The 22,118-nt window shown below is 60.9% G+C and carries 22 protein-coding genes and 2 pseudogenes; 10 read left to right on the top strand and 14 right to left on the bottom strand.

The window, feature by feature from the left end; all coding sequences use genetic code 11:
* Nucleotides 1–50: 50 nt before the first annotated feature.
* From BQ8794_RS28910 to BQ8794_RS35230, 3 genes are all read left to right on the top strand, one after another.
* Nucleotides 51–290: a hypothetical protein gene (locus BQ8794_RS28910; RefSeq protein WP_077382153.1), complete on the top strand. Its 240-nt coding sequence runs from the start codon at nucleotides 51–53 to the stop codon at nucleotides 288–290.
* A 461-nt stretch (nucleotides 291–751) separates the two neighbouring features.
* Entirely contained in the window at nucleotides 752–937 is a 186-nt protein-coding gene (locus tag BQ8794_RS35235) for a hypothetical protein (protein WP_143744739.1), read from the top strand.
* A gap of 901 nt (nucleotides 938–1,838) precedes the next feature.
* Nucleotides 1,839–2,102, top strand: a complete 264-nt coding sequence (locus tag BQ8794_RS35230) for a hypothetical protein (protein ID WP_143744738.1) — start codon at nucleotides 1,839–1,841, stop codon at nucleotides 2,100–2,102.
* On the opposite strand, the gene BQ8794_RS28905 is transcribed toward BQ8794_RS35230, so the two are convergent.
* From BQ8794_RS28905 to BQ8794_RS28865, 9 genes are all read right to left on the bottom strand, one after another.
* Nucleotides 2,099–3,388: an MATE family efflux transporter gene (locus tag BQ8794_RS28905; protein WP_210189873.1), complete on the bottom strand. Its 1,290-nt coding sequence runs from the start codon at nucleotides 3,386–3,388 to the stop codon at nucleotides 2,099–2,101. The genes BQ8794_RS35230 and BQ8794_RS28905 overlap by 4 nt on opposite strands.
* A 31-nt stretch (nucleotides 3,389–3,419) precedes the next feature.
* Nucleotides 3,420–4,502: an NAD/NADP octopine/nopaline dehydrogenase family protein gene (locus BQ8794_RS28900; RefSeq protein ID WP_077382147.1), complete on the bottom strand. Its 1,083-nt coding sequence runs from the start codon at nucleotides 4,500–4,502 to the stop codon at nucleotides 3,420–3,422.
* 132 nt (nucleotides 4,503–4,634) lie between these two features.
* Nucleotides 4,635–5,210 (bottom strand): peroxidase-related enzyme, encoded by a 576-nt coding sequence (locus tag BQ8794_RS28895; RefSeq protein WP_077382145.1) that lies wholly within the window; start codon nucleotides 5,208–5,210, stop codon nucleotides 4,635–4,637.
* Complete coding sequence (locus tag BQ8794_RS28890) at nucleotides 5,207–5,695, bottom strand: CMD domain-containing protein (protein ID WP_077382142.1); 489 nt, start codon at nucleotides 5,693–5,695, stop codon at nucleotides 5,207–5,209. The genes BQ8794_RS28895 and BQ8794_RS28890 overlap by 4 nt, the downstream gene beginning before the upstream one ends.
* Entirely contained in the window at nucleotides 5,692–7,191 is a 1,500-nt protein-coding gene (locus BQ8794_RS28885; protein WP_077382139.1) for an NAD(P)-binding domain-containing protein, read from the bottom strand. The genes BQ8794_RS28890 and BQ8794_RS28885 overlap by 4 nt, the downstream gene beginning before the upstream one ends.
* A complete protein-coding gene (locus BQ8794_RS28880) occupies nucleotides 7,188–8,267 on the bottom strand; it encodes an ABC transporter ATP-binding protein (protein WP_077382136.1) in 1,080 nt (359 codons plus the stop codon). The genes BQ8794_RS28885 and BQ8794_RS28880 overlap by 4 nt, the downstream gene beginning before the upstream one ends.
* A complete protein-coding gene (locus BQ8794_RS28875; RefSeq protein WP_077382133.1) occupies nucleotides 8,267–9,061 on the bottom strand; it encodes an ABC transporter permease in 795 nt (264 codons plus the stop codon). The genes BQ8794_RS28880 and BQ8794_RS28875 overlap by 1 nt, the downstream gene beginning before the upstream one ends.
* Nucleotides 9,061–10,011, bottom strand: a complete 951-nt coding sequence (locus tag BQ8794_RS28870) for an ABC transporter permease (protein ID WP_167378870.1) — start codon at nucleotides 10,009–10,011, stop codon at nucleotides 9,061–9,063. The genes BQ8794_RS28875 and BQ8794_RS28870 overlap by 1 nt, the downstream gene beginning before the upstream one ends.
* 131 nt (nucleotides 10,012–10,142) lie before the next feature.
* On the bottom strand, nucleotides 10,143–11,249 hold the full coding sequence (locus BQ8794_RS28865; RefSeq protein ID WP_077382129.1) for an extracellular solute-binding protein: 1,107 nt from the start codon (nucleotides 11,247–11,249) through the stop codon (nucleotides 10,143–10,145).
* Nucleotides 11,250–12,059: 810 nt separating this feature from the next.
* On the opposite strand from BQ8794_RS28865, the gene BQ8794_RS28860 reads away from it, so the two are divergent.
* The 3 genes from BQ8794_RS28860 to BQ8794_RS28850 are packed head-to-tail and all read left to right on the top strand — an operon-like array spanning nucleotide 12,060 to nucleotide 14,828.
* A complete protein-coding gene (locus BQ8794_RS28860; RefSeq protein WP_077382128.1) occupies nucleotides 12,060–13,346 on the top strand; it encodes an SDR family oxidoreductase in 1,287 nt (428 codons plus the stop codon).
* Nucleotides 13,346–13,819 (top strand): DUF2269 family protein, encoded by a 474-nt coding sequence (locus BQ8794_RS28855; RefSeq protein WP_077382126.1) that lies wholly within the window; start codon nucleotides 13,346–13,348, stop codon nucleotides 13,817–13,819. Before BQ8794_RS28860 ends, BQ8794_RS28855 begins: the two co-directional genes overlap by 1 nt.
* A 58-nt stretch (nucleotides 13,820–13,877) precedes the next feature.
* Complete coding sequence (locus tag BQ8794_RS28850) at nucleotides 13,878–14,828, top strand: NAD(P)/FAD-dependent oxidoreductase (protein WP_244555135.1); 951 nt, start codon at nucleotides 13,878–13,880, stop codon at nucleotides 14,826–14,828.
* Nucleotides 14,829–14,896: 68 nt separating this feature from the next.
* Here the strand turns inward: BQ8794_RS28850 and BQ8794_RS28845 are convergent, their stop codons facing one another.
* The gene (locus BQ8794_RS28845) at nucleotides 14,897–15,514 is read right to left on the bottom strand and encodes a TetR/AcrR family transcriptional regulator (protein ID WP_077382124.1); all 618 of its coding nucleotides are present in this window, start codon (nucleotides 15,512–15,514) and stop codon (nucleotides 14,897–14,899) included.
* 245 nt (nucleotides 15,515–15,759) lie between these two features.
* Here BQ8794_RS28845 and BQ8794_RS28840 point away from each other — a divergent pair, with 245 nt between their 5' ends.
* Entirely contained in the window at nucleotides 15,760–16,221 is a 462-nt protein-coding gene (locus tag BQ8794_RS28840) for a GFA family protein (protein ID WP_077382273.1), read from the top strand.
* 269 nt (nucleotides 16,222–16,490) lie between these two features.
* Here the strand turns inward: BQ8794_RS28840 and BQ8794_RS28835 are convergent, their stop codons facing one another.
* Complete coding sequence (locus BQ8794_RS28835; RefSeq protein ID WP_077382122.1) at nucleotides 16,491–16,808, bottom strand: hypothetical protein; 318 nt, start codon at nucleotides 16,806–16,808, stop codon at nucleotides 16,491–16,493.
* A 36-nt stretch (nucleotides 16,809–16,844) separates the two neighbouring features.
* The gene (locus BQ8794_RS35225) at nucleotides 16,845–17,030 is read right to left on the bottom strand and encodes a hypothetical protein (RefSeq protein ID WP_143744737.1); all 186 of its coding nucleotides are present in this window, start codon (nucleotides 17,028–17,030) and stop codon (nucleotides 16,845–16,847) included.
* Between BQ8794_RS35225 and BQ8794_RS28830 the strand changes: the two genes are divergently transcribed.
* Together BQ8794_RS28830 and BQ8794_RS28825 are read left to right on the top strand one after the other, a co-directional pair.
* Complete coding sequence (locus BQ8794_RS28830; RefSeq protein ID WP_077382120.1) at nucleotides 17,029–17,850, top strand: SIR2 family NAD-dependent protein deacylase; 822 nt, start codon at nucleotides 17,029–17,031, stop codon at nucleotides 17,848–17,850. The genes BQ8794_RS35225 and BQ8794_RS28830 overlap by 2 nt on opposite strands.
* Nucleotides 17,851–17,991: 141 nt before the next feature.
* Entirely contained in the window at nucleotides 17,992–18,240 is a 249-nt protein-coding gene (locus tag BQ8794_RS28825; protein WP_077382118.1) for a hypothetical protein, read from the top strand.
* A gap of 464 nt (nucleotides 18,241–18,704) precedes the next feature.
* On the opposite strand, the pseudogene BQ8794_RS36860 reads toward BQ8794_RS28825, so the two are convergent.
* Both BQ8794_RS36860 and BQ8794_RS28810 read right to left on the bottom strand, forming a co-directional pair.
* Nucleotides 18,705–19,101 (bottom strand): annotated as a pseudogene (locus tag BQ8794_RS36860) (thiamine pyrophosphate-dependent enzyme); the annotation flags it as partial.
* Nucleotides 19,102–19,728: 627 nt separating this feature from the next.
* Complete coding sequence (locus BQ8794_RS28810) at nucleotides 19,729–21,051, bottom strand: NAD(P)/FAD-dependent oxidoreductase (protein WP_077382116.1); 1,323 nt, start codon at nucleotides 21,049–21,051, stop codon at nucleotides 19,729–19,731.
* 704 nt (nucleotides 21,052–21,755) lie between these two features.
* On the opposite strand from BQ8794_RS28810, the pseudogene BQ8794_RS28805 reads away from it, so the two are divergent.
* Nucleotides 21,756–21,995 (top strand): annotated as a pseudogene (locus BQ8794_RS28805) (hypothetical protein); the annotation flags it as partial.
* Nucleotides 21,996–22,118: the final 123 nt, after the last annotated feature.

Raw genomic sequence — 22,118 nt, 5'->3', positions numbered from 1 at the left:
GCCTCAGACACGCTACTATTACTCTCTCGCGTTCCCGGGGGGGAAGGTGGATGAGCATCGTCCATAGGGTCGGTCCAGTTCTAGATCAGGCGATTGCCGCAGTCCTCAACAGGGCCGGCTATGGCGACACCGTCTCGGTCAGAGCGGCATTAATCCAGGTTCGGCAGGCTGCGCCTGGTTTGGTCGCATCCAATGACGATCTGATCGAAGCTATCCTCGAAGTCGCTGCCGCTTTGGGCCTGTTCGTGGCTTTCGATGAGCACGAGCAGTATCCGCTCAATCCCGCTTAGTTATCCGATCACCGCTCGGAAGGTCTAATGCATGTCGCGCAAAAGCATGCCCTCGGGCTTGAACCGAGGGTGCGCAGCGGCTTTGCGATAACGACAATGCATAAAACAAGAACTTAAAGCGCGTCGCGTGGATCCATTCAGCCGCGACGCGCGCTTTAGCTAATAATCCGGCCCCTCATGGAACCCTTTAGCAATCGACGAGTTGCGTTCAAAGCTAAAGGTGACCGTCATGGCAACCAGAGAGAGCGATCGTGGCTTCCGAGAACTGGTCCGTTCGGAAGACAATCGTCGGAGTCTACGCAAGCGATTAGGACTGGAAGGCGATCAAACCCTGTCGCCGAGGCTTGTCGCATTAGCTCTGGAGCTTCAGAAGGAGCTTGAGCGGCGAGAGCAAGAGGTGGCTGACGAGAACCCCCCATCGCCCTGAAGTTCCTCATGGTAACTCATTCCGGTGTCCGTAGATGGCAACGCGTGACAGAGCAGGCCATAAGACCCTTGCCGACGCCGTTCGCGAATTGATCGGCACCGAAGACAATCGTCGTCACGTACACAAGCTGTTGGGGCTGGCGGTTGATCCAGAATTACCTCCAACACTGGCTTCATTGCTCGAGGCCATTGGTAAGGCCAAGGACGACAAAGCTCCCTAGCCGCCCCTAGGTTACGCCCACATTGGTTTCAGCCCTCCGGTCCACATCGAGACCGACGACCTGGCTCACCTGCGGCCGCAGCGACGTCGCAGGTGCCGCCTGCGGAATTCTTGAGTGGGCCACGCAGGGGCCGAAGTGGAGGGAGGAGGGAGGCAGCTAAGGCCTTGAAGGCGAGGGCACACCCGACGACGTAAGGACGGCCTTGGAGGCCGCTGCCAAGGATGGTTGCTACCCTGAACACGATAGCTGATGCAGGAGATGCCAATCTCCGCGACACTCCGGAGCGACCACCAGAACTGCCGACCCAATGTGGTCTTTCAACGCGAGCGTCGCTTGCTGGAGCTGCGTCAGTCGGTCGGAGGCCAATGGTATTTTTAATGGTACGCTAATATACATAGACGCTCGAAAGAGCAGCGCCTGCCAAATACCTGGGGAACGCCATGCGAAGCCTCGTCTTCACGGCAATGTGTATCGCCACCGCAACTGCCGCTAGCGCCCATGATTGGTACGAGGACAGGATTGACCCCCTGACGAAATTCAGGTGTTGCGGTGGCTCTGATTGCCGCGCCATACCTCGGTCGTCGGTACGGTCCAGGATAGACGGTGGTTACACTTACTTGCCGCATAATTTCACCATCCCACGGGACCGTGTACAGGAATCCCCGGACGGCCAATACCACATCTGCGAGAGTACTTACGTCGTAACTAATCAGCTGTATTGGCGTTGCTTTTTCGCACCTCGCATAAACGTCTCTCTAATTCTCCCACATTAAGTATATACTGCGCGTCGCTGTCGACATCGGCAAGGTGCGCAGCTGTGGCTCTTTGCCTCAATGTCATGAATGCCCCAAGCAGCCGACATTGTAGCGGCCGCTCTGAACGACCGAAGTTGGGCGCATCCATGACCTCCAGAGGCATTGCCGCCCGGCAGTCTGGGCCGGAAGCGGACTGGCTTGCCGGTCGCCGCTATTATCCTCGCGTGTCTCGCGCGGCATCGGTGGGTTTGGCATTGAGCCTCTGGCCCTCGGCCGATCCGGAGGTGGTGGAGCACGATCATGACGACCTCCCCATCGATCATCCGCATCTGGTCCAGGCGCACGGCCGCCGGCATTCGCACCCATTCGTAATCGACGACACTCACTCGGTCTGGCCGACCAGGAACTAAGCTCGCAATATGCGGCCGAGATAACTTCCGAGCGCGCCGGCGCGAAACAACATGAACGCGATCATCGCGATCCAAAGCCCGTGGTTTCCCAATGAAGCCTGCAGCAGACAGGCAACCGCGAGAAACACCACGGTCGACAGGAACATGCTGTTGCGCAATTCGCGGGTTCGCAGTGCTCCGATGAAAACACCGTCCAGGAGAAAGCCTGCAAATGACGCGATTGGAAGGATGACGACATAGGGCAAAAACCTGGCTGCCGTTTCCCTGATTGCCTGCTGGTCGGTCAGCAGGCTGACGATCGCATCGCCCGCCAACCAGTAGGACAGTGAGAACAGCAGCGCCACTGCCAGCGACCAGATGCCCGCAGCCCTGATCACGCCGCGCAATGCCGTCCGGTCCTTGGAGCCTATGGCCGAGCCGACCAGCGCTTCCGTCGCATGCGCGAATCCATCGAGGCCGTAGGCCATGAAGCTGTGCAGGTTCATCAGTACCGCGTTCGCAGCCAGTACGACGTCGCCTTCGGCGGCTCCCGCACGCGTGAACCAGCCGAACGAGACCAGCAGGAAGAAGCTGCGCAGGAAAATGTCTATGTTGACCCTGAACAATCTTACGAAGGCTGCCCGGTTGAGGATGGCCCCAAGTATCGCCGGGTTCATTCCCTTGAAGGGTTTTACAAAAAGCAGCGCTGTGAGGAATGTCGCCCATTCCGCGACTGCAGTGCCTGCGCCGATGCCGGCGACGCCCCAATTCAGGCCAATGGCGAGAAAGAGAGTAGCCGCAAGATTGAGAATATTCATGCCGATCTGCAGGACCAGTGCCAAGGACACGCGCTGGCTGCCGAGCAGATAGCCGAGCACCACAAAATTGCCCAGCGACGCCGGCGACGACCAAATCCGCGCATAAGCGTAGTCCGCCGCGCTATGCTGCACCGCCCCGCTGCCGCCCATCAGAGTGATGCCTGCGCTGATGATCGGCCACTGCAAGCAAACGATCACGACGCCCGACAGAGTAGCGATCAGCAAGGCACGCAGGAGGTGCTTGCGCAATTCGACATGGTCGTTGGCTCCGTAGGCCTGCGCAGCGAGACCCGTTGTTGCCATCCGCAGGAAACCGAAGCTCCAGAACAGGAAGCTGAACAGGATGCCGCCCAGCGCAACGCCACCGAGGTGCTGAGGGCCACTCAGGTGCCCGGCCACGGTCGTATCGACCATGGCAAGTATCGGTAGCGCGAGATTGGCCAGAATGATCGGAAGCGCCAGCGTCACCACCCGGCGGTTCCAGTCCATGGCCCCCGTTGGGTGGGGCGCTTCTTCCATGTCAGGCCGGGAGACCGTAGCCGTCGCGCGAAAGCCGACAGAGATCGTCGAGCGACATAGCGTCAATGTCCAGCGCCGGGAGAAGATCGTTCTCGCTGACGAAATCGCGTCCATAAAGCGCCGAAAAAATCTGGATACCGGATTCATGCAACGCAGCCGGCTTGCCGACGAGACGGCCCAGCTTGGCTGTTGCGACCAGACCGAAGGGCACGTCCTCGAGAACATAGCGGCTGTCCGCCGTCGTCGGTCCTTGCCCGCCATTGCCGGCTTCATGCATCGCCTGGTTCATCTGCGAGATCGAGGCCAGCGGCACGTGGAACGAAAGATGGAAGTGCTGGAAGATGGTGCGCACGTCCTGCCCGAGCGCGGCAGCGATCACCAGCCGCTCCTCGTCGAGTTGCTCGAGCAACCGTCCAACCTTGGGCGTGACGTTCTGGCCCTGGCTCCAGGTCTCGCCGCGCTCCATGCGCGTCAGATTACAGAGCGCGATCCCCATGTGATTCTGCGGGTTGAGGTTGCTGACCGCGATTGCCATCAGGCTGCCACGGTCGACAAAGCGATCGCCGAACAGCTTTTCGCACAGCGCCAGGCCTTCGGTGCCGCGCGCATGGGGAACAGTGGCGATGTCTACTTTCTTGCGCACAGTCGAGACATTGACTTCGGCCTGGCCCTTCTGCCGTCCTGCAACGACTGTGGTTCCCCAGGCAATGATGGTTGCCGTCACGCCGTGTGCCGCGAGTTCGCGCGACAGATAGAGCGCGCCGAACGAGGCGTGCGAGCTGATGATGACGGTCTGGTCGGCACGCACATGCGGCCCAATCGCGTCGAATGCGAACTTGTGCCCATAGCCGGGCAGAGCGACCACGACTACCTCGACACCGTCCACAAGGTCGGCAGCACCTGCTGCGACCTTCGGATGAAACTTTCCCGTGATCGCGCCGGAAGCGGTGAGCGCCTTGCCCGTCGCGAGTTCCTTCGTGCGCTCGCCCGATGGCGACCAGAGCATGGCCTGATGTCCCATCTGCTCCAGCAGACAGGCAACTCCAAACGCGATCGACCCGGCGCCCACGATACCAACTCGCATGTCATGCCTTTCGATGTGCTCGATTTCTATCTCGTCGACGCGGGCCTGGTGACGTCGAAGGCAAGCTCCTCCAGCGTCAGGTTGCGCACTTGCGCTGCATCTGCAGGCGCGGCCTTATGGCGGGCGGCTGGTTCATTCCGCGACCGGCTCCCCAAGAGTGTGCATCAACCGGTTCGCCCAGCCGAACAGCGAGGCCGAAAGCACCAGATCGAGGATTTCCTCGTCGCCAAGGCCGCAGTCCTTCAGCCGCGCAAGGTCCTCGCCGTCGGCCGCGGGCCGACATTGCGAAAGCTTGACGGCGAATTGCAGGATCGCCGATAGCCTGGGCGCAAGCTCGGCATCCACGCCGTCAGCGAAGATTTTGCCGATGGAGGTTTCGTCTTTGGAAAGCTGGGCATAGCGCTCCGCGTGGACGGCGGCGCAGTAGATGCAACGGTTGACCAGCGAGGCACCGACCGCGCCGATTTCGCGCTCGGCGCGTGACATGCCACCGCGATTATACATGATGCCATTGAACAGCGGCGACCGGTGCTTCAGCGTCTCGGCATCATGCGCCAGAACAAGCACATAGTCTGAGATTTTTCGGTTCGACGGCGTCACCTGCAAAGCGTCCAGCTGCGCTGGCGTCGCATGATCCAGATCGACCGGCATGACATGCGGCTTCCAGATCGGAACTTTGGTGGTGAAATCCTGCAACACGCGTGTCATGCCGATTGCCTCATCAGTCGCAGTCCGGCCACGACCCGGATCTGGTAGCTGACAAAGGCCACCAGTTCGGAGAGACGGACGACATCCGCCTCGACGATACCAGCCTGGCGCAACAGTTCGATATCTCTGCCGCTCGCCGCGCGCGGGTTGGCCGCGACCAGGTCGGCATGACGGATCAACGCGCTGATGCGGGGGTCGCTAGCTCTAAAGTCGAGGTCACTGACCTGCCGCTCAGTTTCATCAGGAGCGGCCTGATCGAGCATCGCGCCGAAATGGTCGCGAAACGCCGCATCGTCGTTCAGGCTGGCGATGCGGCAGGCGATGGCCGCGCGCATCGCATGCGACAGGCCACCGGGATCGGAGGGACGCAAGGCCGCGTCATGGGTTTTTTCCGTCAGCTCGAAAATGTCGGCGCGTTTGGCAATGACTTTGGCGAGTTCGCTCTGGGGATCGATTCCTGACAGGCGCAGAACGACATCGTTCATAGCGCACCTCGCTTCTGAGATGGTCGATCGAAGCCGCGGTCGGGAAGCTCGGACGCCGTCCACTCGTCGCCTTTGAGTTCAGGCGTCTCGTAGTCGAGCAGTCGCTGCCAATGGACCTCGATGTCCTCGCTGTAGAGCTTGGCGGCAATGGCCCGCGCCAGCCAGCCTGCGCCCTCGCTGATGCCGGGGATGTCACCGCTGGTCTTGCCGAGGCTCACGCTGGCGCCATAGTTGAAACAATGGATGCGAGACAGCCACGTCGCCTCGCCCGCATTGCGCTCGATGAAGCTGAAATCGTCGGCGAGGTAGGGGAAGGCGCCGAGCTGCTCGTTTGCCAGTCCGGCCGGGGGCTGGTAGCGGTCGCGCCACAGGGCGATGCGGTCGGCATATCCTTCGAGCTCGGTACGCGCCAAAGGGTCGACGATAAAGCCGGTTCCGAGGATGATGAAGTCGGTGTCCAGCACCTTGCCGGATGTCGTCGTGATCTCCAGCGCACCATTCGCAAGATCGACCCGGTCAATGCCTGCGTCGAAATGGAAATGGGCGTTGGCGTGACGGCTGACCCGCAAGGTCGAGCCGCGCGGCGCGGGCGTCTGCGTCTGGAAGGAATAGTGCATGATGCGCCAGCGCCAGTCGTCGCCCAGGTCGGGAAAGCCTGCCGTAAACCCTATCGAGCCGATACCCATCAGCTTATTAACGGTCGGCATCTCGCGTCGCCGCGCGAGGTGCCGCACTTCGGCGGCGCCTGCTTCCAGCGCCTCGGCCGCATTGTCAACAGCGGAAGCACCGACGCCAATCACGACGACGCGTTTGCCCTTCAACGCGGCGAAGTCGATCGTCTCGGACGAATGCGCCCAAAGCGTCTTGGGCAGATGTTGCACAAAGTCGGGTATGTTCGGCCGGCCAGTGCCGTCGCGTCCCGTCGCCATCACGGCGCGGCGCGTCAGCACGACGTCCTCGCGTCGCCCGGTTCCAGCCAGATCAAGCCTCAGCAGATCGCCTTCGGGAACGATCCGCTTGACATCGACGTCGTTCTCGACTGGCAGCGCAAGCACCTGTCTGTACCAGCGCAGGTAGTCCATCCACATCGGCCGCGGGATCTTGTCGAGCGCTTCCCATGCACCTTCGCCAAACTGCGCGGTAAACCACGCCCGAAACGTCAGTGAGGCCATACCATAGGCGGGACCGGTCAGCTGTTTCGGCGAGCGTAGCGTCTCCATGCGGGCATAGGTCACCCATGGCCCTTCGAGCCCGCGCGGCGCGCGATCGAAAATGCGGATGTTCCTGATGCCGGCGTTCTGGAGCGCGAAGCTGGCGACCAGCCCGCACATGCCGCCGCCGATTACCACCACGTCATGCACCGGCCGGCCGTCTGCTGGCGCTCTCGGCGCCACCCAGTTGACTGGTGGCGCGCACAGACACGCCAGATCGTCCCGAACACGTCGAGCGAGCTTTTCCAGGCTATCCGCCATGTCGGTGTGGCGAACCTTGGTCATCCCGCGGCAGACTCGTCACGGATGACGGTGGCAGCACGCGGGTTCCAGCCTAGCCACACATCCTCGCCGGAAATGGCTTCGCTTTCGCCGGGATGGACGAGCGCGTTCAACTGGCTACCATCGTCGACCTCTATCGTCATCGACGTGTGGTTGCCTTTGAAGACACGCTTTCTGATTTTGCCGGCGAAGCCCTCGCCGCTCGGCACGGACAAGAAGCGAAGCGCTTCCGGCCGCACGACGATCAGGACAGAGTCGCCCTGTTTCATCGCATGCGCGCTGGGCAGTGCGCCGACCTGCCTGCCGTTCCAGGTCAGGGCGGTTCCCTGCGCGTCCGCGCCAACCACCTTGGCCCGCAGCAGGTTGGCGTCGCCGATGAAGTTCGCCACGAAGACGCTCTGCGGTCGCGAGTACAGAGTATGCGGGTCGCCCATCTGTTCGACCTTTCCATTGTTCATGACCACGATCTGGTCCGACATGGTCAGCGCTTCCTCCTGGTCATGCGTGACGAACAGGAAAGTCTTGCCTGTTCGCTCCTGGATCGACTTGAGCTCGATCTGCATCTGCTGGCGCAGCTTGGCGTCGAGCGCGCTCAAGGGTTCGTCGAGCAGCAAGACCTGCGGGTCTGGCGCCAGCGCCCGCATCAGCGCGACGCGCTGTCGTTGCCCGCCGGACAGCTCCGACGGCATGCGCGCCGCGTAGTCCTGCAACTGCACGAGCGCCAGCAGTTCCATGACGCGCTTGTGGATCGCCGATGAATCGAGCCCTTTCAATTCGAGCCCGAAGGCGATGTTGCGCGCGACGTTCATGTGCGGGAATAGCGCGTAGTCCTGGAAGACGATGTTGACGTTGCGCTTGTTCGGCGGTAGCCGCGTCACGTCCTTTCCGGCCAGCAGGATGCGTCCCGAATTGGGGATTTCGAAGCCGCCGAGCATGCGCAGCGTGGTCGACTTTCCGCAGCCGGACGGCCCAAGCAGCGTGACGAACTTGCCGGCCTGGATTGTGAGGTTGAGATCATCGACCGCGACTGCCTGGCCATAGGCCTTGGTCACATTCTGAAATTGAACGACCGGATCCATCAGCGGCTCCTCGAACGGCGTGTGTAATATTCGGCGTAAAGTCCAACCGCCCCGGTCACCAGCAGCACCAGTGTCGCCATCGCATTGATCTCTGGCGACATGCCGCCCTGGACTTTGGCGAAAATCAGCATCGGCAGCGTCGGGCGATAGCCGCCGAGGAAAAAGGTGCGCACGAAATCGTCGATCGACAACAGGATGCAAAAGATCATGCCGCCGCCGATGGCAGGCCCCAGATAAGGCAGGGTGACACGGAAGAACGCGACGACGCTGTCGGCGCCGAGATCTCGTGCCGCGTCGACCAGGTTGGCCGGCATCGAGCGCAGCCTCGTCAGCGCCATAACGACGACGAAAGGCACCGCATGAACGGTGTGGCCAAGCACGATCGCGGACGTGCCGGTCGGCATGTCGATGGTGCTGATGAAGATGCGCAGCGAAATGGCGGAAATCATTCCTGGCACCACCGCGGGCAGGCAGGCGAGCGCGAACAGCACGGCGCCCCAGCGCCCTTCGGTCGTTGCGATCAGCATCGCGATCCACACGCCGATGACCGTCGCCGCAAGCGTGGTGAGCCCCGCCACCAGCACGGAATAGGCGCAGGCTTCCAGGAACGGCTTGTCCTGCATAACCTTCAAGTACCAGTCGAAGGTCCAGTCACCAATGGGGAAGGCGATGAAGGCGGCATTCTTGAAGCTCATTGCCATCATCAGCGTGAGCGGAAGGAAGAGGTAGAGCACGAAGCCCCAATAGGCCATCGTCAACGCGGTGCGCGGCGCGTCGGCAAGCATCGTGCGCATCACATCAGCCTCGTCGATTTACCGCCAACGATCCGCATGAAGATGGCAGCGGTGGTAAGTGCCGAGACCAGCATGATCATGGCAAAGGCTGCACCGACAGGCCACTTGTCGCTGGCGCCGTGGAAGAAGCCGCTGATCGTCTCAGGGAACAGCACGGTGGTTGGGCCGCCCAACAGCATCGGCGTGGCGAAGACGCCGATCGAGGTCAGGAACACCAGCGAGCATCCCGACACGATGCCGTCGCGCGACAACGGTAGCACAATGCGCCTGAAGCGCGTGAACGGCCCAGCGCCGAGATCGGCTGCAGCGTCGAGCAGATGTTTGGGGATCTTGTCGATGGCCGAGTAGAGCGGCAGGAGCATGTAGAGGCTGATCAGGTAGACCAGGCCAAAACCCAGCGAGAACGGCGTATAAAGCAGAGGGATCGGCCGGTCGATCATGCCAATGTCGCGCAGAAAAACGTTGAGGGCGCCGCGATTGGCGAGCAGCATGATGATGGAGAAGGTCCGGATCAGCTCGCCCGCCCAGAACGGCACCAGCAGAAGCAGCAGCGCCTTCGACCTGCGATCGGGCTGCACGATCTTCGCCACATAGTAAGCGACGGGATAGACGACCAGCAGCGTCACCGCGGTCGCCGAAGTCGCATAGACGAAGCTGCGAATGAGCGGCATGAAATACAGCGGCTCGGAAAAGAAAATCGCGTAATTGGCGAAGGTGAAGGTTGGCGCGCGGCCATGCTGGATCGGATAGTTGCTGAGCAGGCTGATCTTCAGCATCTGGTAAATCGGCCCGATATGCATCATGACGATCCACACGATCGGAACCGCCGCAAGCAGCACCATCCGCGTCGTCTTGTTTGAGACCAGCGCGCCAAGCGTCGACTGGTAGAGACCCGAGTTGAAGAGTGCGGAAAGCCGCGTCGAATACGCCGGCGCGGTGACAGCTGGCATCGCTCCGCCACGGGCAAGGGTCGAGTTGCTAGCCATTATTTGTCCACCTGCGCAAGGAGGCGCCCGACCCCGCCGGACGATTGATGGTTGCCGCCCGCAAATGATCGCGGGCGGCGACTCTTAGGAGAAGATCAGGCTGCCTTGACTTCGGCGGTCGCCTTGTCGATCATCTCGTTCTTCATGTCGCGGTTGACCGGCGAGAAGAAGACGATGCGCTCGACCTGTTCCTGCGGCAGCGTGCCGGCCGCACGCTCGATGTCGGTCAGCGCCTCCGGAACGCCGGAAATCGTCGAGGCGAAGCCCGATTGGCGTTGCATCGAGGCGCCGACCTCCGGGGTTGCCAGGATCGCGTCGAGCAGCTTGTAGGCATTCTCTGCATTGGGCGCGTTGTTGACGACATTGAGCGTATAGCAAAAACCGTATGTGCCTTCCTTCGGAACCGACAGCTTGATCGGATGGCCGTCGGCAATGAGCTTCGCGGCCGGACCCGACCATGCGTGCCCGAGATAGATGTCCTCGTTGATGAACATCTGCTGCACTTCCGAACCCGCGTCGTAATATTTGCGCACCATGTCCTTGTGCTTGATCAGGTGATCGCGCGCGGCATTGGTGGCCTTCAAAGCCTCCTCGGGCTTGTCCGTGTAGCTTACGAAGTCGCCGTCGAAGCCGAGATATTGCATCGTGATCGTCATGAAGTCGCTGACAATGTAGGAAGTCAGACCCTTGAACTGAGGGTCGAACATGACGTCCCAGCTCTGCGGGTCCTTCACGTAATTGGTGTTGACGGCCAGGCCCTCATAGCCGGCGAGGATCGGCAGGCCCCAGAGCTTGCCGTCGACCTGAGCCCAAGGCGCGTTCTGATAGGCGGGGTTCAAGTTTTTCCAATTCGGGATCTTGCCGGTGTCGAGAGCCTGCAGAAGGTTCGAACTGATGAACTGCGAATATCTGTGGCCAGCCACTGTCACCATGTCCGTCGAAGGGTTGGCACCCTCTGCCGCCAGCAAATTGTACTGCTTGCCCTGATCGTCGGTCAGGCGGACGTTGACCTTGATTCCGCTGTCTTTCTGGAATTTGTCGAGAAATTCCTGCGGCAAGAATTTGTCATAGGTGGTCACGTTGAGCACGTTCGATTGCGCCCAGGATGGCAGCGGCCGAATGATGTAGGGCAGTGCCAGGGCGCCAGCGCTGCCTCCCAGCAATTGCAGTGTGTTTCGGCGATTCAAAACAAGCTTGGTCACTTTCGATCCCCTTTGGTTTAATTGGCGGGCGTATGGTGGGAGATGAAGGTGCAGGGCCGCAGCTATGTATCAGCTGGAAGGGACGCTCGACCCACGCCGGGGGCTCGTCCAGTAAACCGTCCGCAGTTTCCATCATATTGGAATTTGCGTATGCATTTGTCTACGCAGATCGATGTGGGCGATGCTGTTTTTCTCATCGCTGCTCATTGCACTCGATCCACGTGCCGAAAGGCCATTGGCTGCAAGTCCGATATCATACATTTACATATCACCAAGGCAACTTTCAGTGCAACTGCAGGCTCAGGCTGGTAGCCGGTATCGTCTGCTTTTGGCCGGAGGCAAACTCCGCCTAACGACCGAAAATCAGGCGCATTGCTGCCATTCGCAATGCCGACAGTGAAGCCACCGATGCTGTATGGGCGTGAGCTCGACCGAGCGGAAGCGAACTTCCGTTTTGGGTCAGAACAGGTAATCCGCACCGGGTATCAAGCGTCAGATTTCTACCACTAGAGCTGGACCAGCCCCAGCGTTTCGGTCGGAGAAGCAGCCGTTGTGAGGATTCCGCGCCCTCGAGTTAGAGACCGTGGTCATCCGGCCTCGGGAGGACAATTGTGTGGGAGCAAAGCTGCAAGCGCGCACCATAAACAGCAGTAGACGTCACCGCCTTCGACTTGAATGCCTGATCATCAACCCTGAGCAGATGCCCGAAGACGTGTGCTTTCGCAGCGCCAGAGAGACATCGATGATATGGAGGAGATCCGCGCCGAATAGAACGGCGACGATCTTGTGGCTACCGGAGATCGGGGTCCGATGAGAATTCTCGTTGTTGGAGCCACCGGCTTGATCGGCGCTTCGATCTGCACCCGCCTCGTTTCCGAAGGACATGAGGTGGTCGGCATCGCCCGTAGCCCTCGGGCAAATGCAGCCCGTGATTATCAAACGTTGGTGCTGGATATGGCCGCCGCGCTACGCCCTGAAGATTGGCTGCCGCATCTGACTGGCGTCGATGCCGTGGTGAACTGTGCCGGCGTTCTGCAGGACAGCCCGCGCGAAAAGACCGGGCAAGTCCATCGCGATGCGGCGGCGGCTCTTTTTCTCGCCTGCGCGCGGGCCGGTGTTGCCAAGGTGATCCACTTCTCGGCAATGGGTGTGGATCGGGCACAGCCTTCGTCGTTCTCGGCGACGAAATATGCCGGCGATCAGGCGCTGATGGCGCTTGACCTCGATTGGATAATCCTTCGCCCCTCCGTGGTGCTCGGCCGGCCTGTGTTTGGGGCCAGTGCATTGTTTCGCGGGCTGGCCTCGCTGCCGGTCCTGCCGTCAATGCCAGATACCGGCCGGCTGCAGGTTGTGCAACTCAAGGATGTGGTCTCGACTGTGCTCTTCTTTCTCAATCCCGGCAGTCCGTCTCGTGTCGCGCTGGAGCTTGCCGGTCCCGAACAGCTGACCATGGATGAGATCGTCGGTAGTTTCCGCCGCTGGCTCGGCTGGGCTCCTGCAGCCAGGCTGGACTTGCCGGGATGGGGTGCGCGGCTTCTCTACCGCCTCGGCGATTTTGCCGCGATGCTCGGCTGGCGGCCTCCAATGCGCACCAATGCCGCCAGGGAGATCGCACGGGGCGCGCTCGGAGATCCCTCGGACTGGATTTCCCTGACCGGCATGCGGCCACAAAGCCTGGCGCAGTTCCTCGCGCTCAATCCTGCGACGGTGCAGGAAAAATGGTTTGCCGGGCTTTATGTCATCAAGCCTGCAATCTTCGTCGTGCTGCCGGTGTTCTGGATCATGACAGGGATTGTGTCGCTGACCACTGGCTACGGCAACGGGATCGACCTCATGCAAAGCACGGGGGCTGGCATGTTGTCGGCGCCTGCCGTGATCGCCGGCGCTCTTGCCGACATCGTCGTCGGCGCACTCATAGCCTGGCGGCCAACGGCGCGAAAAGGTCTCTACTCTGGCATCGCGCTCTCGCTGTTCTACCTGGTCGTGGGCACTTTCCTGCGCCCGGACCTGTGGAACGAACCGCTTGGGCCATTCCTGAAGGTCTTGCCGATCATCGTCCTTCATTTCGTCGCCTTGGCGATCCTGGAGGAGCGCTGATGCTCTATTTCGTGCTGAAATACCTGCATGTCATCGGTGCCAGCGTGCTGCTTGGCACCGGCGCCGGCATTGCCTTCTTCATGCTTCTCGCCCACAGGACCGGCAATGCGGCAACAATTGCGGCGGTGGCGCGCATCGTGGTGGTCGCCGATTTTCTCTTCACGGCAACTGCCGTCGTGGCGCAGCCGATAACCGGCGTCGCGCTCGCCTGGCAGGCGGGTTACCCGCTCTCCGAAGGCTGGATCGTGCTGTCCATCGCGCTTTACATCGTCACCGGCGCATTCTGGCTGCCGGTGGTATGGATGCAGATGGAGATGCGCAATCTGGCGTCCGAAGCCGCCAAAACGGGGACCCCGCTGCCGGCCCGGTACATCAGGCTTTTCTGGCTGTGGTTCGCCTTCGGCTTTCCCGCCTTTGCTGCCGTCCTCGGGATTTTCTGGCTGATGATCGCGCGGCCGGCGATCGAGTGGTAACGCCTTGCCGCGACAGATTTCGTGGCTCGATTTCGGCACTGGAACATCTTTCCCATGAATGCGTTCGGCGCGGATGGATCAACCCGCGCGCAAACGCCGACATTCAGCCTCATCCGCGACTGAAGCGGATGTTCTCATTGTTGGCGGTGGACCTGCGGGGCTGGCGGCGGCTATCTATCTCGGCAGGTTCCGTCATCGGGTCGTCGTGGTCGACGCGGGTGAATCGCGCGCGATGCTGATTGCGGAAAGCCGCAACTGTCCGGGATTTCCGGAAGGGATCAGTGGTCCCGATCTTCTGCGGCGGCTTCGCGCCCAGGCCGCCAAGTTCGGAGCGACACTGGTCCAAGACCAGGCGTCATCCGTCGAGCCGACCGTAGGCGGGTTTGGCGCCGAGACCAACGGCGGGCGGATCGTCGCCCGCAAGGTATTTCTGGCGACAGGTATCGTCGACGTCGTGCCTGCAATTCCGCGTCTGCGCGAGGCCATCGCCAGAGGCAGCGTACGCCTTTGCCAGGTTTGTGACGGCTACGAAATCATAGATCGTCAGGTCGCGGTCATCGGTCACGAGGCGCAGGTGCTGCGAGAGGCCTTGTTCCTCAAGCAGTATACGCAGCACGTCACAATGCTCGCACGCTATCTTCCAGATTTCTCCGCCAGCACACGGCGCGTGGCCATGGAAGAGAACATTGCTGTTTGCGACGCGTTCAAAAAGTTTGTTCCCACCGACAGCGGCTACCAGGCCGTCCTCAAGGACGGCGAGATGCGCCATTTCGACGTCATCTATCCGGCGATGGGATGCCGGGTGCGTTCCGAACTCGCGCTGGCAATGGGCATCGAATACTGCGACGAGGGCTATGTCGTCGTCGACAAGCATCAGCGGACTTCGGTCGATGGGGTGTATGCCATAGGCGACCTGGTCAGTGCCCTGAACCAGATCGCAGTCGCTTTCGGCCAGGCTGTGATCGCCGCGACCGATGCGCACAATGATTTTGCCTTCGGGTACGAATAAGGCCCCTGAACAATAAAGGGGCACAGATATACGGTAGGCGGATTATAGGGCGAACGGGATGGCGCCAGCTAGTGTTGTGTTGCTGGGTTCCCCAGCCCTTCCAACAGTGTGCTCAAGGCCGCATCCAAGGGCGCCGATCCAACCTTCTCGGGCACCAGGAGCCCATCGATCGCAAGCATGGTCATGCCGTGGATGAGCCCCCAGCCGGCTGCCGCCTGACCTTCTATCGGCCGCTTGCGAATGCTCCCCGCGGCCTGGCCGCGCCGGAGGATTTCGAGGAGAACATCGAATACCGCCAGCGCCCGCTCATTGAGATGCATGCCCACCGCTTTCCCTTCCTCCGCGCTAAACATAAGGCGGTAGAGAGCCGGGTTGTCCGTTCCGAACGCGACGTAGGCTCGAGCTATCGGAGTAATTTCGTCGCGCAGAGTTTTCGGCGCTTCAGACTTCGCTGCCGATAGGGACTCGCGCAGCCGGTCGAACCCAATCATTGCGATCTCCGCAAGCAGCGCGGCCTTGTCGGGGAAGTGCTTATAGGGTGCCGCGTGGCTTACGCCAGCCCGGCGGGCGACTTCCCGCAGCGTGAACTGCCAGCCCTTCTCCTCCCGAAGCATATCCAACGCCGTCTCGATAACCGCACGGCGGAGATCACCGTGGTGATAGGGGCGGTTGGGTGCGTCCTGCATGGTACCTCAAAGTTTCTTGTGAATACATTGTTGACAGTGGCTACTTAAGCGGCTACATCAAGGGTGAAAGTTTCTCCTGTCTACATCGGAGTGGACCATGAACGCAATCGCAAAAAATCACCGACGCAGATCGGCTAGGCAGTCTCCTCGCACGCCCCGTTCAGACAACCGATCGATACCATCCTCAATATGATGCTTCGGTGATCGGAATTCCGTTTTCCAATGAAACCGAGGAGCATCAGCACATGACCACCGACCCATCGTTGCCGCTACACGGCTCCTGCGAATGCGGCGCTTGCTCGTTCGAGGTGCATACGTCGCCGAAAGCCAGGTTCCGGTGCCACTGTTTGATCTGCCAGGCGTTCAACGGCAAACCGTTCGCGGATGTGGTCGCCGTTCGCGCCAAGGGTGTCGTGCTGAAAAACGCCGGCAACATTTCATTCAAGAAATACCGTCCGCCGCCGAACTTCAATCGCGGGGTCTGCCGGACTTGCGGCAAGCCGGTTGTGGAGGTTGCCGGCTTTGGGCCGTTCAAGGTGATGTTCATCCCGACCAGCAATTTCGAGCCCGGGGCCCGGCTGCCGCCGGTTCGGATGGATATATTCTATCACCGTCGTGTGCTGGACATGCCCGGTAGCCTGCCCAAGTACAGCGGCTATTACCCGAGCCTTTTGGCAGTCGGGAAAATGATCATGAGTGGCTTGTGAATTGGTGAATCGATTTATTTGGGTGCCATCCACGTTATGGCCTCGGCGCTGTTCGGCATCTACCTGCCGTCATGTGGCATCATCGGCTCGATCTTCGGCAAGATCGGCTAGGTTCATCACGGCGCTCACCGAACTGAGCTATGCTTCCGGGCGTGATAGGGCAGCGCGGGGATCCGGCCAGATCCTTACGGAAGTTCACGGGGGATGGCTCACGTATATCTGTGCCCGTTTCATGTTCGGGGGCCGATAAGCTCTCGAAACCTACCTCGCTAGCGCAGCATGGCTGCTAGCACGAAGGCCGCGGCCGCTACGAGAACGACTGCCGCAATCACCAGCACCGGCCAGTTCTTGCCAGGCTGAAGACCAGGCTCGCTTCCTGCCGGCCGCATCGCATCGCCGAAACTTGCTTCATTCGTGAACTCAGGCTGTCGCCGTGGACGAGCCTCGGCGACAGGATTTGGCACGCCGGCCGCTTCGGCGTCGGTCTTTTCAGGTGCCGCGGCAGGGTCGAACCCCGGGGTCTTATCCTGTGTCGCGCCGGCCTGAATATCGCCTCTCGCTTTGGTCTGATCTCGTCGTGCGGCCATAATGGTGTCTCCCTGGCAACCAAACTTCGATCTGGCTCAGCGGTTCCAGTCTGCGCCGCATTTGCTGAACACACCCGATTTTCCGAGCAGACCGATTTTCTGAACAGACCCGATTTCTGAACAGACCCGATTTTCTGAACAGATCTGGCGCTGATCCGGCTTCTCCGGAACAGAGGACGCCGTTCGCAGTTGTGTTGGATCATTGCCCGGTGAGTTGGCCATGCCGTCTGCACTTGAGCAACTGGCTCAATCCGTGAAAGAGCGACGAGCGATCCTGTTCGTCGGGGCGGGGGTGTCGATGAGCGTCGGCCTGCCATCCTGGGAGAAGCTCATCGAGCATATGGTGGATGAACTCGGCCTCGAGCGAGACGTGGTCGACAGGCCCGAGTCCAGCTACCAGGCTCTTGCCGAATATTACCGGCTAAAACATGGCAGTCTCGGCCCCTTGCGCAGTTGGATGGATCGCGAATGGAGCGTCTCGCGGGAAAAAGTCAAGGGATCGGCGATCCACAAGCTGATCGTGTCACTCGATTTTCCGATCATCTACACCACCAACTATGATCGAAACCTTGAGGTTGCGTTCGAAGTCCACGACCGCGCGTTCGTAAAAGTCGCCAATGCCAAGGATATCGCCAAGGTGAACGGCGAGGTTACCCAGATCATTAAATACCACGGCGATTTCGACGACGACGCATCGCTGGTTCTGGCGGAGTCCGACTATTTCGAGCGGCTGTCGTTCGAGTCGCCGTTGGACGTGAAGTTTCGCGCCGACGCATTGGGGCGCACCGTCCTGTTCATCGGCTACAGCATGTCAGACATGAACATCCGCCTGTTGCTGTATCGGCTTTGGGAAACCTGGCGCCGGTCCGGTTATGAAAGGAATCGTCCGAAATCGTTCGTCTTCATGCCGCAACCGAGCGTCGTCCAGGAAGCGGTTCTCGGACGCTGGGGTATCGACATGCTGACCGACGAGGCCGATCGGCCGGAGGATGCCCTGGTGGCATTCCTGAGCAAGCTCAAGGACGCGATAGACCCCGCCTAAATTAGCAGCATGCACTGCGCTGAAGCCGAATCGTTGGCGGCAAAGTTCGGAAAGCTCGCCTCCGTTTGACCAGGCCGGGGAACATTGTTGATCGCTACGACGTTCATAGCCGCGAAGGGATGCTGTTTGCGGAGGCCTATGATGGGCCAGTTCCAAATAATCGAACTCGTTTCCGTCATCGAGGCCTGCACCACCGACCGCGCCGCAGGGCGATTGGTGTCGATGGCCAAAGCCGTCGAAGAGTTGCGGGTGCTGACCGGTGATTTCATCTCGCCGGACGAAATCGTGGCCAACGCACTGTCGCCGGTGGCGTGGGAGCGCGGCTGCGCGGTTCTGTTCGACGAGCAGCCGGGCGCCGACATCCTGCATGCGCCATGGCAGGACGCCTGACCGGCGCAGGACGCCTGAGCGTCGCCGAACTTCGGCAGCCGTGTGACCGCGGGGTGCTGCCCGCGTCGCATTTGGCGGCCATCAGGAGTGCCGGCAGTTGGAGCCCTGACGTCACAGGACCGTTTAATCGCTATGCAAGCGAGTCAGGCAATCGGAGAAACGCCGTGACTGAAAACAAGACCCGTTACGAACATGGCGCGACCAAGTACCCTCCCAAGAAATTTGCGGACGCGTCGGATCATTTTCCCAGGAGGCGGCCGGTAACAAGAAGCCTGCCGGCGGCATGGGCCTGACCCGGTCAAGGGACGAGGTTGAGGCCAAAACCCGTCAATCCGAAGGGCAGGACCCGCCCAGGCAATCCAGCCCAGATTCCGCGAGCGAAAAGACATCCAGCGCCACCAAGCAGTGACCGGTCAGGAACACTGCAGGTCAACGGCGCTTGGTCGCCAAACAGGCAAGCGCCGTCAGCCCATCATCGTCTTCAGCGGCTCCCGAGCGAGGTTTGCTTCGATCTCCTTGCGGCCCGGCGTTTCCCGCAGCGCCGTGCGCATGTTCTTGCGATATTCGTTCGGCATGCGCGGCGGCAGCATAGGTTCATATGCGTCGACGATCGCCTCTATGATCACCGGGCCTTCCGCGGCAAACGCGGCATCAAGAACCCCATCGACGTCCTCAGGCCGGGTGACGCTGGTAGCCGATGCCCCCCATGACCTCCGCGGCCAGGGCGAAATCGATCGGCTGGAGTTCGCAGGCAAATTGCAGGTTGCCAAGGAACATCATTTGCTCCCAGGCGATCTGGTTGAGCATGTTGTTCTTGATCACCAGAAGCTTGAGCGGAATCCTGTAACGCACGGCCGTCGAAATGTGTCGACAAGGATCTCGGCGGTGTTGGCATGGTTGCCTCCAGTGTGTTGTCCCGGGCCAATGACCGCCCCAGGCCAAGGACAACCGGGAGAAGCAGGGCGAGGGCGCTTGTAAGAATCGGCGCCGAGATTGACGCCTCCGGCGTGGACGAGGTGCGGGGCCGCTCCGCCTGTGGAAGAGCTGGGTGAGATAAAGCCGTGCGTGCCCCGCGCAGGGGGCGAGCACCCACAGGTTGGTTAAGACGTTGTCGACGACACCCCAGCGCCGTAGAAACCGGTCTCCCGCATGATGCCGTAGTGCAGGGCCACGGCGTTGAAGTTTGCGCTGCCACGTGTGTAGGTTGCGGCAAACATCCCGGCCGCTGGCGCGGCGTATGGGCCGAGCAATTCGCCTTACCGGCAGAAGCAGAAAACGCTAGAATGAACTCCTGCGACGGTTCCAACTGCGCCAAAGACGAGCGCGATGAGCGCGGCGCTCTCCCGAGCGGATTCTGGTGCAACTCCTACCACGTTGCGCTCATGCACCCGGAGACTTGACTGCGAGGGAACGTGGGGATTCCGCTCACCCGTCTGCTGACACTTTGACTTCGCTTGGTGCGCGTCAGGCCTGACTTCCGGCTGATCTTCAGATAGCGGCGATGTCCAGCTTCGAGCCGTCGACCAGACGCGACAGGCGGAACGGTGTAGGATCGACGCAAGGCGTGTCGTTTACGACAAGCTCTGCGGCCAGATAGCCAAGCCCCGGGCCCAAACCGAAGCCGTGGCCCGAGCAGCCCGCCGCGAGGACGAGGCCTTTCACCCCGTCCACCTGCGACACCACAGGCACTGCGTCCGGCGTGCAATCGACGAAGCCGCCCCAGGCACTATCGATCTCTATATCGCCGAGTTGGGGGAAGGTCTTCCGGACACTCTCCACCACTTGGCTTACCAGCCATTTTAAGGGTGGAGGATCCAGCACCCGATTCTGTTCGAAGATCCGATCGTCGCTGGTCAGCAGCGCCGGCATTGAATCCGGCCCCGAAAGGAACGATTGGCCGATGCCGAGCCTGACGTTCTTCAGGCGACGCAAGAATTGCGGCATGAATTCCCGGCTATACCGGATAGCCTGGGGCGTGATTTCGAGGTTCGCCTTGCCGCTGATCGCAAGCGTATAGCTGCCGTCCAGTCGGCGCGTGATCGTGCAGTAGGGTGTGGAGACCGCCTCGCCTATGTTGATTGTCGGGGTGGAACGCAGCGCGGTCTGCCGGATGCTCGCTTGGGGGAAACTGATCCCGAGCGGCCTAAGGAAGCGCGAGGACCAGGCGCCAGCGGCGCACAGCACCGCGCTGGTTCTGATGTAGCCCTTCTCCGTGTGCACGCCCGCAATCTTGCCATTGGCCAAGTCGAGCGCCCGCGCGGCGCATTCCTGGTGGATGGTGGCGCCCAGAGCTCTGGCCCCATCGGCGATAGCCGGCGCGGCGAGCGCAGGTTCGGCCTTACCATCCCGGTCCGAATAGGTCCCGCCGACCCATTTGTCGCGCGCTTCGGGGACGCGCTCGGCCACCTCCGCCCGGCTCAGCATGCGGGTGTCGACCTCGTACTCCCTGGCGACCTCGCGCCACCTTTCCCAGCCGGCGAGCACAGCCTCGTCGTGAGTGGCATAGACGAGACCGCAGCGTCGAAATCCAAGGTCCCGATTGATATCGCGCGTCAGCTCGTCCCACAGTCGCATGGAGATCACCGAGAGCGGCAGTTCGCGCCGATCGCGGTTCTGCTGGCGGCACCAACCCCAGTTTCGGCTCGATTGTTCACAGGCGACGTGGCCCTTCTCGAGCAGAGCCACAGAGAGGCCACGCTTCGCCAGGAAATAGGCGGCCGTAGAGCCGAGGATGCCGCCGCCGACGATGACGACGTCGACCTCGGCCGGGAGACGCTCATCGCTGTGAATGCGTTCGACTCGGGGCGACATGTTCCAACCAACCTCGGCTGCCAAGAATGCGGAAGCAAAGTTCCGATCAGCCCTTCATCGCATCGTGCGCTCGAAAGAATGTGCCGAAATCATCTAGGACTTCGCCAGATGTGCGGGTTTTTGATCCCTTGATCGATACGAGCTGCTCAAGCCCGACCGAGTTCCAGTTCGGCGCAGGGCGGCGTAACCTGCTCGCGAGTCCGTTGGATCGCGCTTGAGGGTCTTGAGCCTGCGAGCGAAGTTGTAGGCGGCAACGAAGTCGGCGAGGTGTTACCTGAGCTGATCGTGGCTCTCGTAGTAGAAGCGTTTGACCGTGGCGTCCTTGATCGTGCGGTCCATCCTCTTGCAGCTTTACGCGCTCGCTACGGCGGGGCGTCAGACGTGGACATAGGCGATCAGTCGCCGAACGACGGAGATGCTCTGATGTTCCATCGGAACACCGCGAGGCGAAAGACTGACGGATCATGGCAGATGCGGATGAGCAGCCCGGAGCAGATGAGCGAATAGACGGTTTATTCGGCCGCCATCTCGGAACGATCCCGCCGCCCTGCCATTATCGCCATAAGGACAGGCTCAGATCGTGGTGGCGCACGATTGGTCCGCTTCGGCAAGCACCGTGGCCAACTGCAATCACCGGAAGTCGACGGTTCCGCCAGCGATCTGGGCCTCAAAAAATCGAACGCAAGGCAGCTTGGAGGAAACCAATGGCTGGACGCAGAACCCATGAGCAGCAACTGCGCATCATTGAAAAGCGGGAGAACACGAAGGGCGCCGGCAAGGATTTCGACGCTGAGGCTGACCTGAAGCGATCAGCAGCGGAACGTGAAGCGCTGCGCAAGGGGTCGGAAATCAGGCCCAAGGCACCCGACCTCGTCGACCCTGACGATCGCAACATCCTTCGCGGAGAAAATCAGGAGAGCGTTCATCACAAGAACCGTCCCGACGAACAAGAATTGGAGCAAGCCTATGGCAAAGGTAGCAAGAAGCACGTCGGAGCGGGTGCGCGGGGAAAGGGTTCCGGTGCAGGCGCCATGACCACCACCCCAAAGGACAAGCTCGAGGAAAAC

The organism is Mesorhizobium prunaredense (assembly GCF_900156895.1).
GTDB classification, from domain to species: Bacteria; Pseudomonadota; Alphaproteobacteria; order Rhizobiales; family Rhizobiaceae; genus Mesorhizobium; species Mesorhizobium prunaredense.
This window is presented reverse-complemented; position numbering and strand designations above follow the sequence as displayed.

Coding starts and splice junctions, on each gene's coding strand:
- BQ8794_RS28825 (WP_077382118.1), top strand. CDS start 17,992: ATGGGCCAGTTCCAAATAATCGAACTCGTTTCCGTCATCGAGGCCTGC.
- BQ8794_RS28890 (WP_077382142.1), bottom strand. CDS start 5,695: ATGAACGATGTCGTTCTGCGCCTGTCAGGAATCGATCCCCAGAGCGAA.
- BQ8794_RS28880 (WP_077382136.1), bottom strand. CDS start 8,267: ATGGATCCGGTCGTTCAATTTCAGAATGTGACCAAGGCCTATGGCCAG.
- BQ8794_RS28885 (WP_077382139.1), bottom strand. CDS start 7,191: ATGACCAAGGTTCGCCACACCGACATGGCGGATAGCCTGGAAAAGCTC.
- BQ8794_RS28855 (WP_077382126.1), top strand. CDS start 13,346: ATGCTCTATTTCGTGCTGAAATACCTGCATGTCATCGGTGCCAGCGTG.
- BQ8794_RS28875 (WP_077382133.1), bottom strand. CDS start 9,061: ATGCGCACGATGCTTGCCGACGCGCCGCGCACCGCGTTGACGATGGCC.
- BQ8794_RS28840 (WP_077382273.1), top strand. CDS start 15,760: ATGACCACCGACCCATCGTTGCCGCTACACGGCTCCTGCGAATGCGGC.
- BQ8794_RS28905 (WP_210189873.1), bottom strand. CDS start 3,388: ATGGACTGGAACCGCCGGGTGGTGACGCTGGCGCTTCCGATCATTCTG.
- BQ8794_RS28910 (WP_077382153.1), top strand. CDS start 51: ATGAGCATCGTCCATAGGGTCGGTCCAGTTCTAGATCAGGCGATTGCC.
- BQ8794_RS28850 (WP_244555135.1), top strand. CDS start 13,878: ATGCGTTCGGCGCGGATGGATCAACCCGCGCGCAAACGCCGACATTCA.
- BQ8794_RS28900 (WP_077382147.1), bottom strand. CDS start 4,502: ATGCGAGTTGGTATCGTGGGCGCCGGGTCGATCGCGTTTGGAGTTGCC.
- BQ8794_RS28870 (WP_167378870.1), bottom strand. CDS start 10,011: ATGCCAGCTGTCACCGCGCCGGCGTATTCGACGCGGCTTTCCGCACTC.
- BQ8794_RS35235 (WP_143744739.1), top strand. CDS start 752: ATGGCAACGCGTGACAGAGCAGGCCATAAGACCCTTGCCGACGCCGTT.
- BQ8794_RS35225 (WP_143744737.1), bottom strand. CDS start 17,030: ATGGCCAACTCACCGGGCAATGATCCAACACAACTGCGAACGGCGTCC.
- BQ8794_RS35230 (WP_143744738.1), top strand. CDS start 1,839: ATGACCTCCAGAGGCATTGCCGCCCGGCAGTCTGGGCCGGAAGCGGAC.
- BQ8794_RS28860 (WP_077382128.1), top strand. CDS start 12,060: ATGAGAATTCTCGTTGTTGGAGCCACCGGCTTGATCGGCGCTTCGATC.
- BQ8794_RS28895 (WP_077382145.1), bottom strand. CDS start 5,210: ATGACACGCGTGTTGCAGGATTTCACCACCAAAGTTCCGATCTGGAAG.
- BQ8794_RS28845 (WP_077382124.1), bottom strand. CDS start 15,514: ATGCAGGACGCACCCAACCGCCCCTATCACCACGGTGATCTCCGCCGT.
- BQ8794_RS28830 (WP_077382120.1), top strand. CDS start 17,029: ATGCCGTCTGCACTTGAGCAACTGGCTCAATCCGTGAAAGAGCGACGA.
- BQ8794_RS28810 (WP_077382116.1), bottom strand. CDS start 21,051: ATGTCGCCCCGAGTCGAACGCATTCACAGCGATGAGCGTCTCCCGGCC.
- BQ8794_RS28835 (WP_077382122.1), bottom strand. CDS start 16,808: ATGGCCGCACGACGAGATCAGACCAAAGCGAGAGGCGATATTCAGGCC.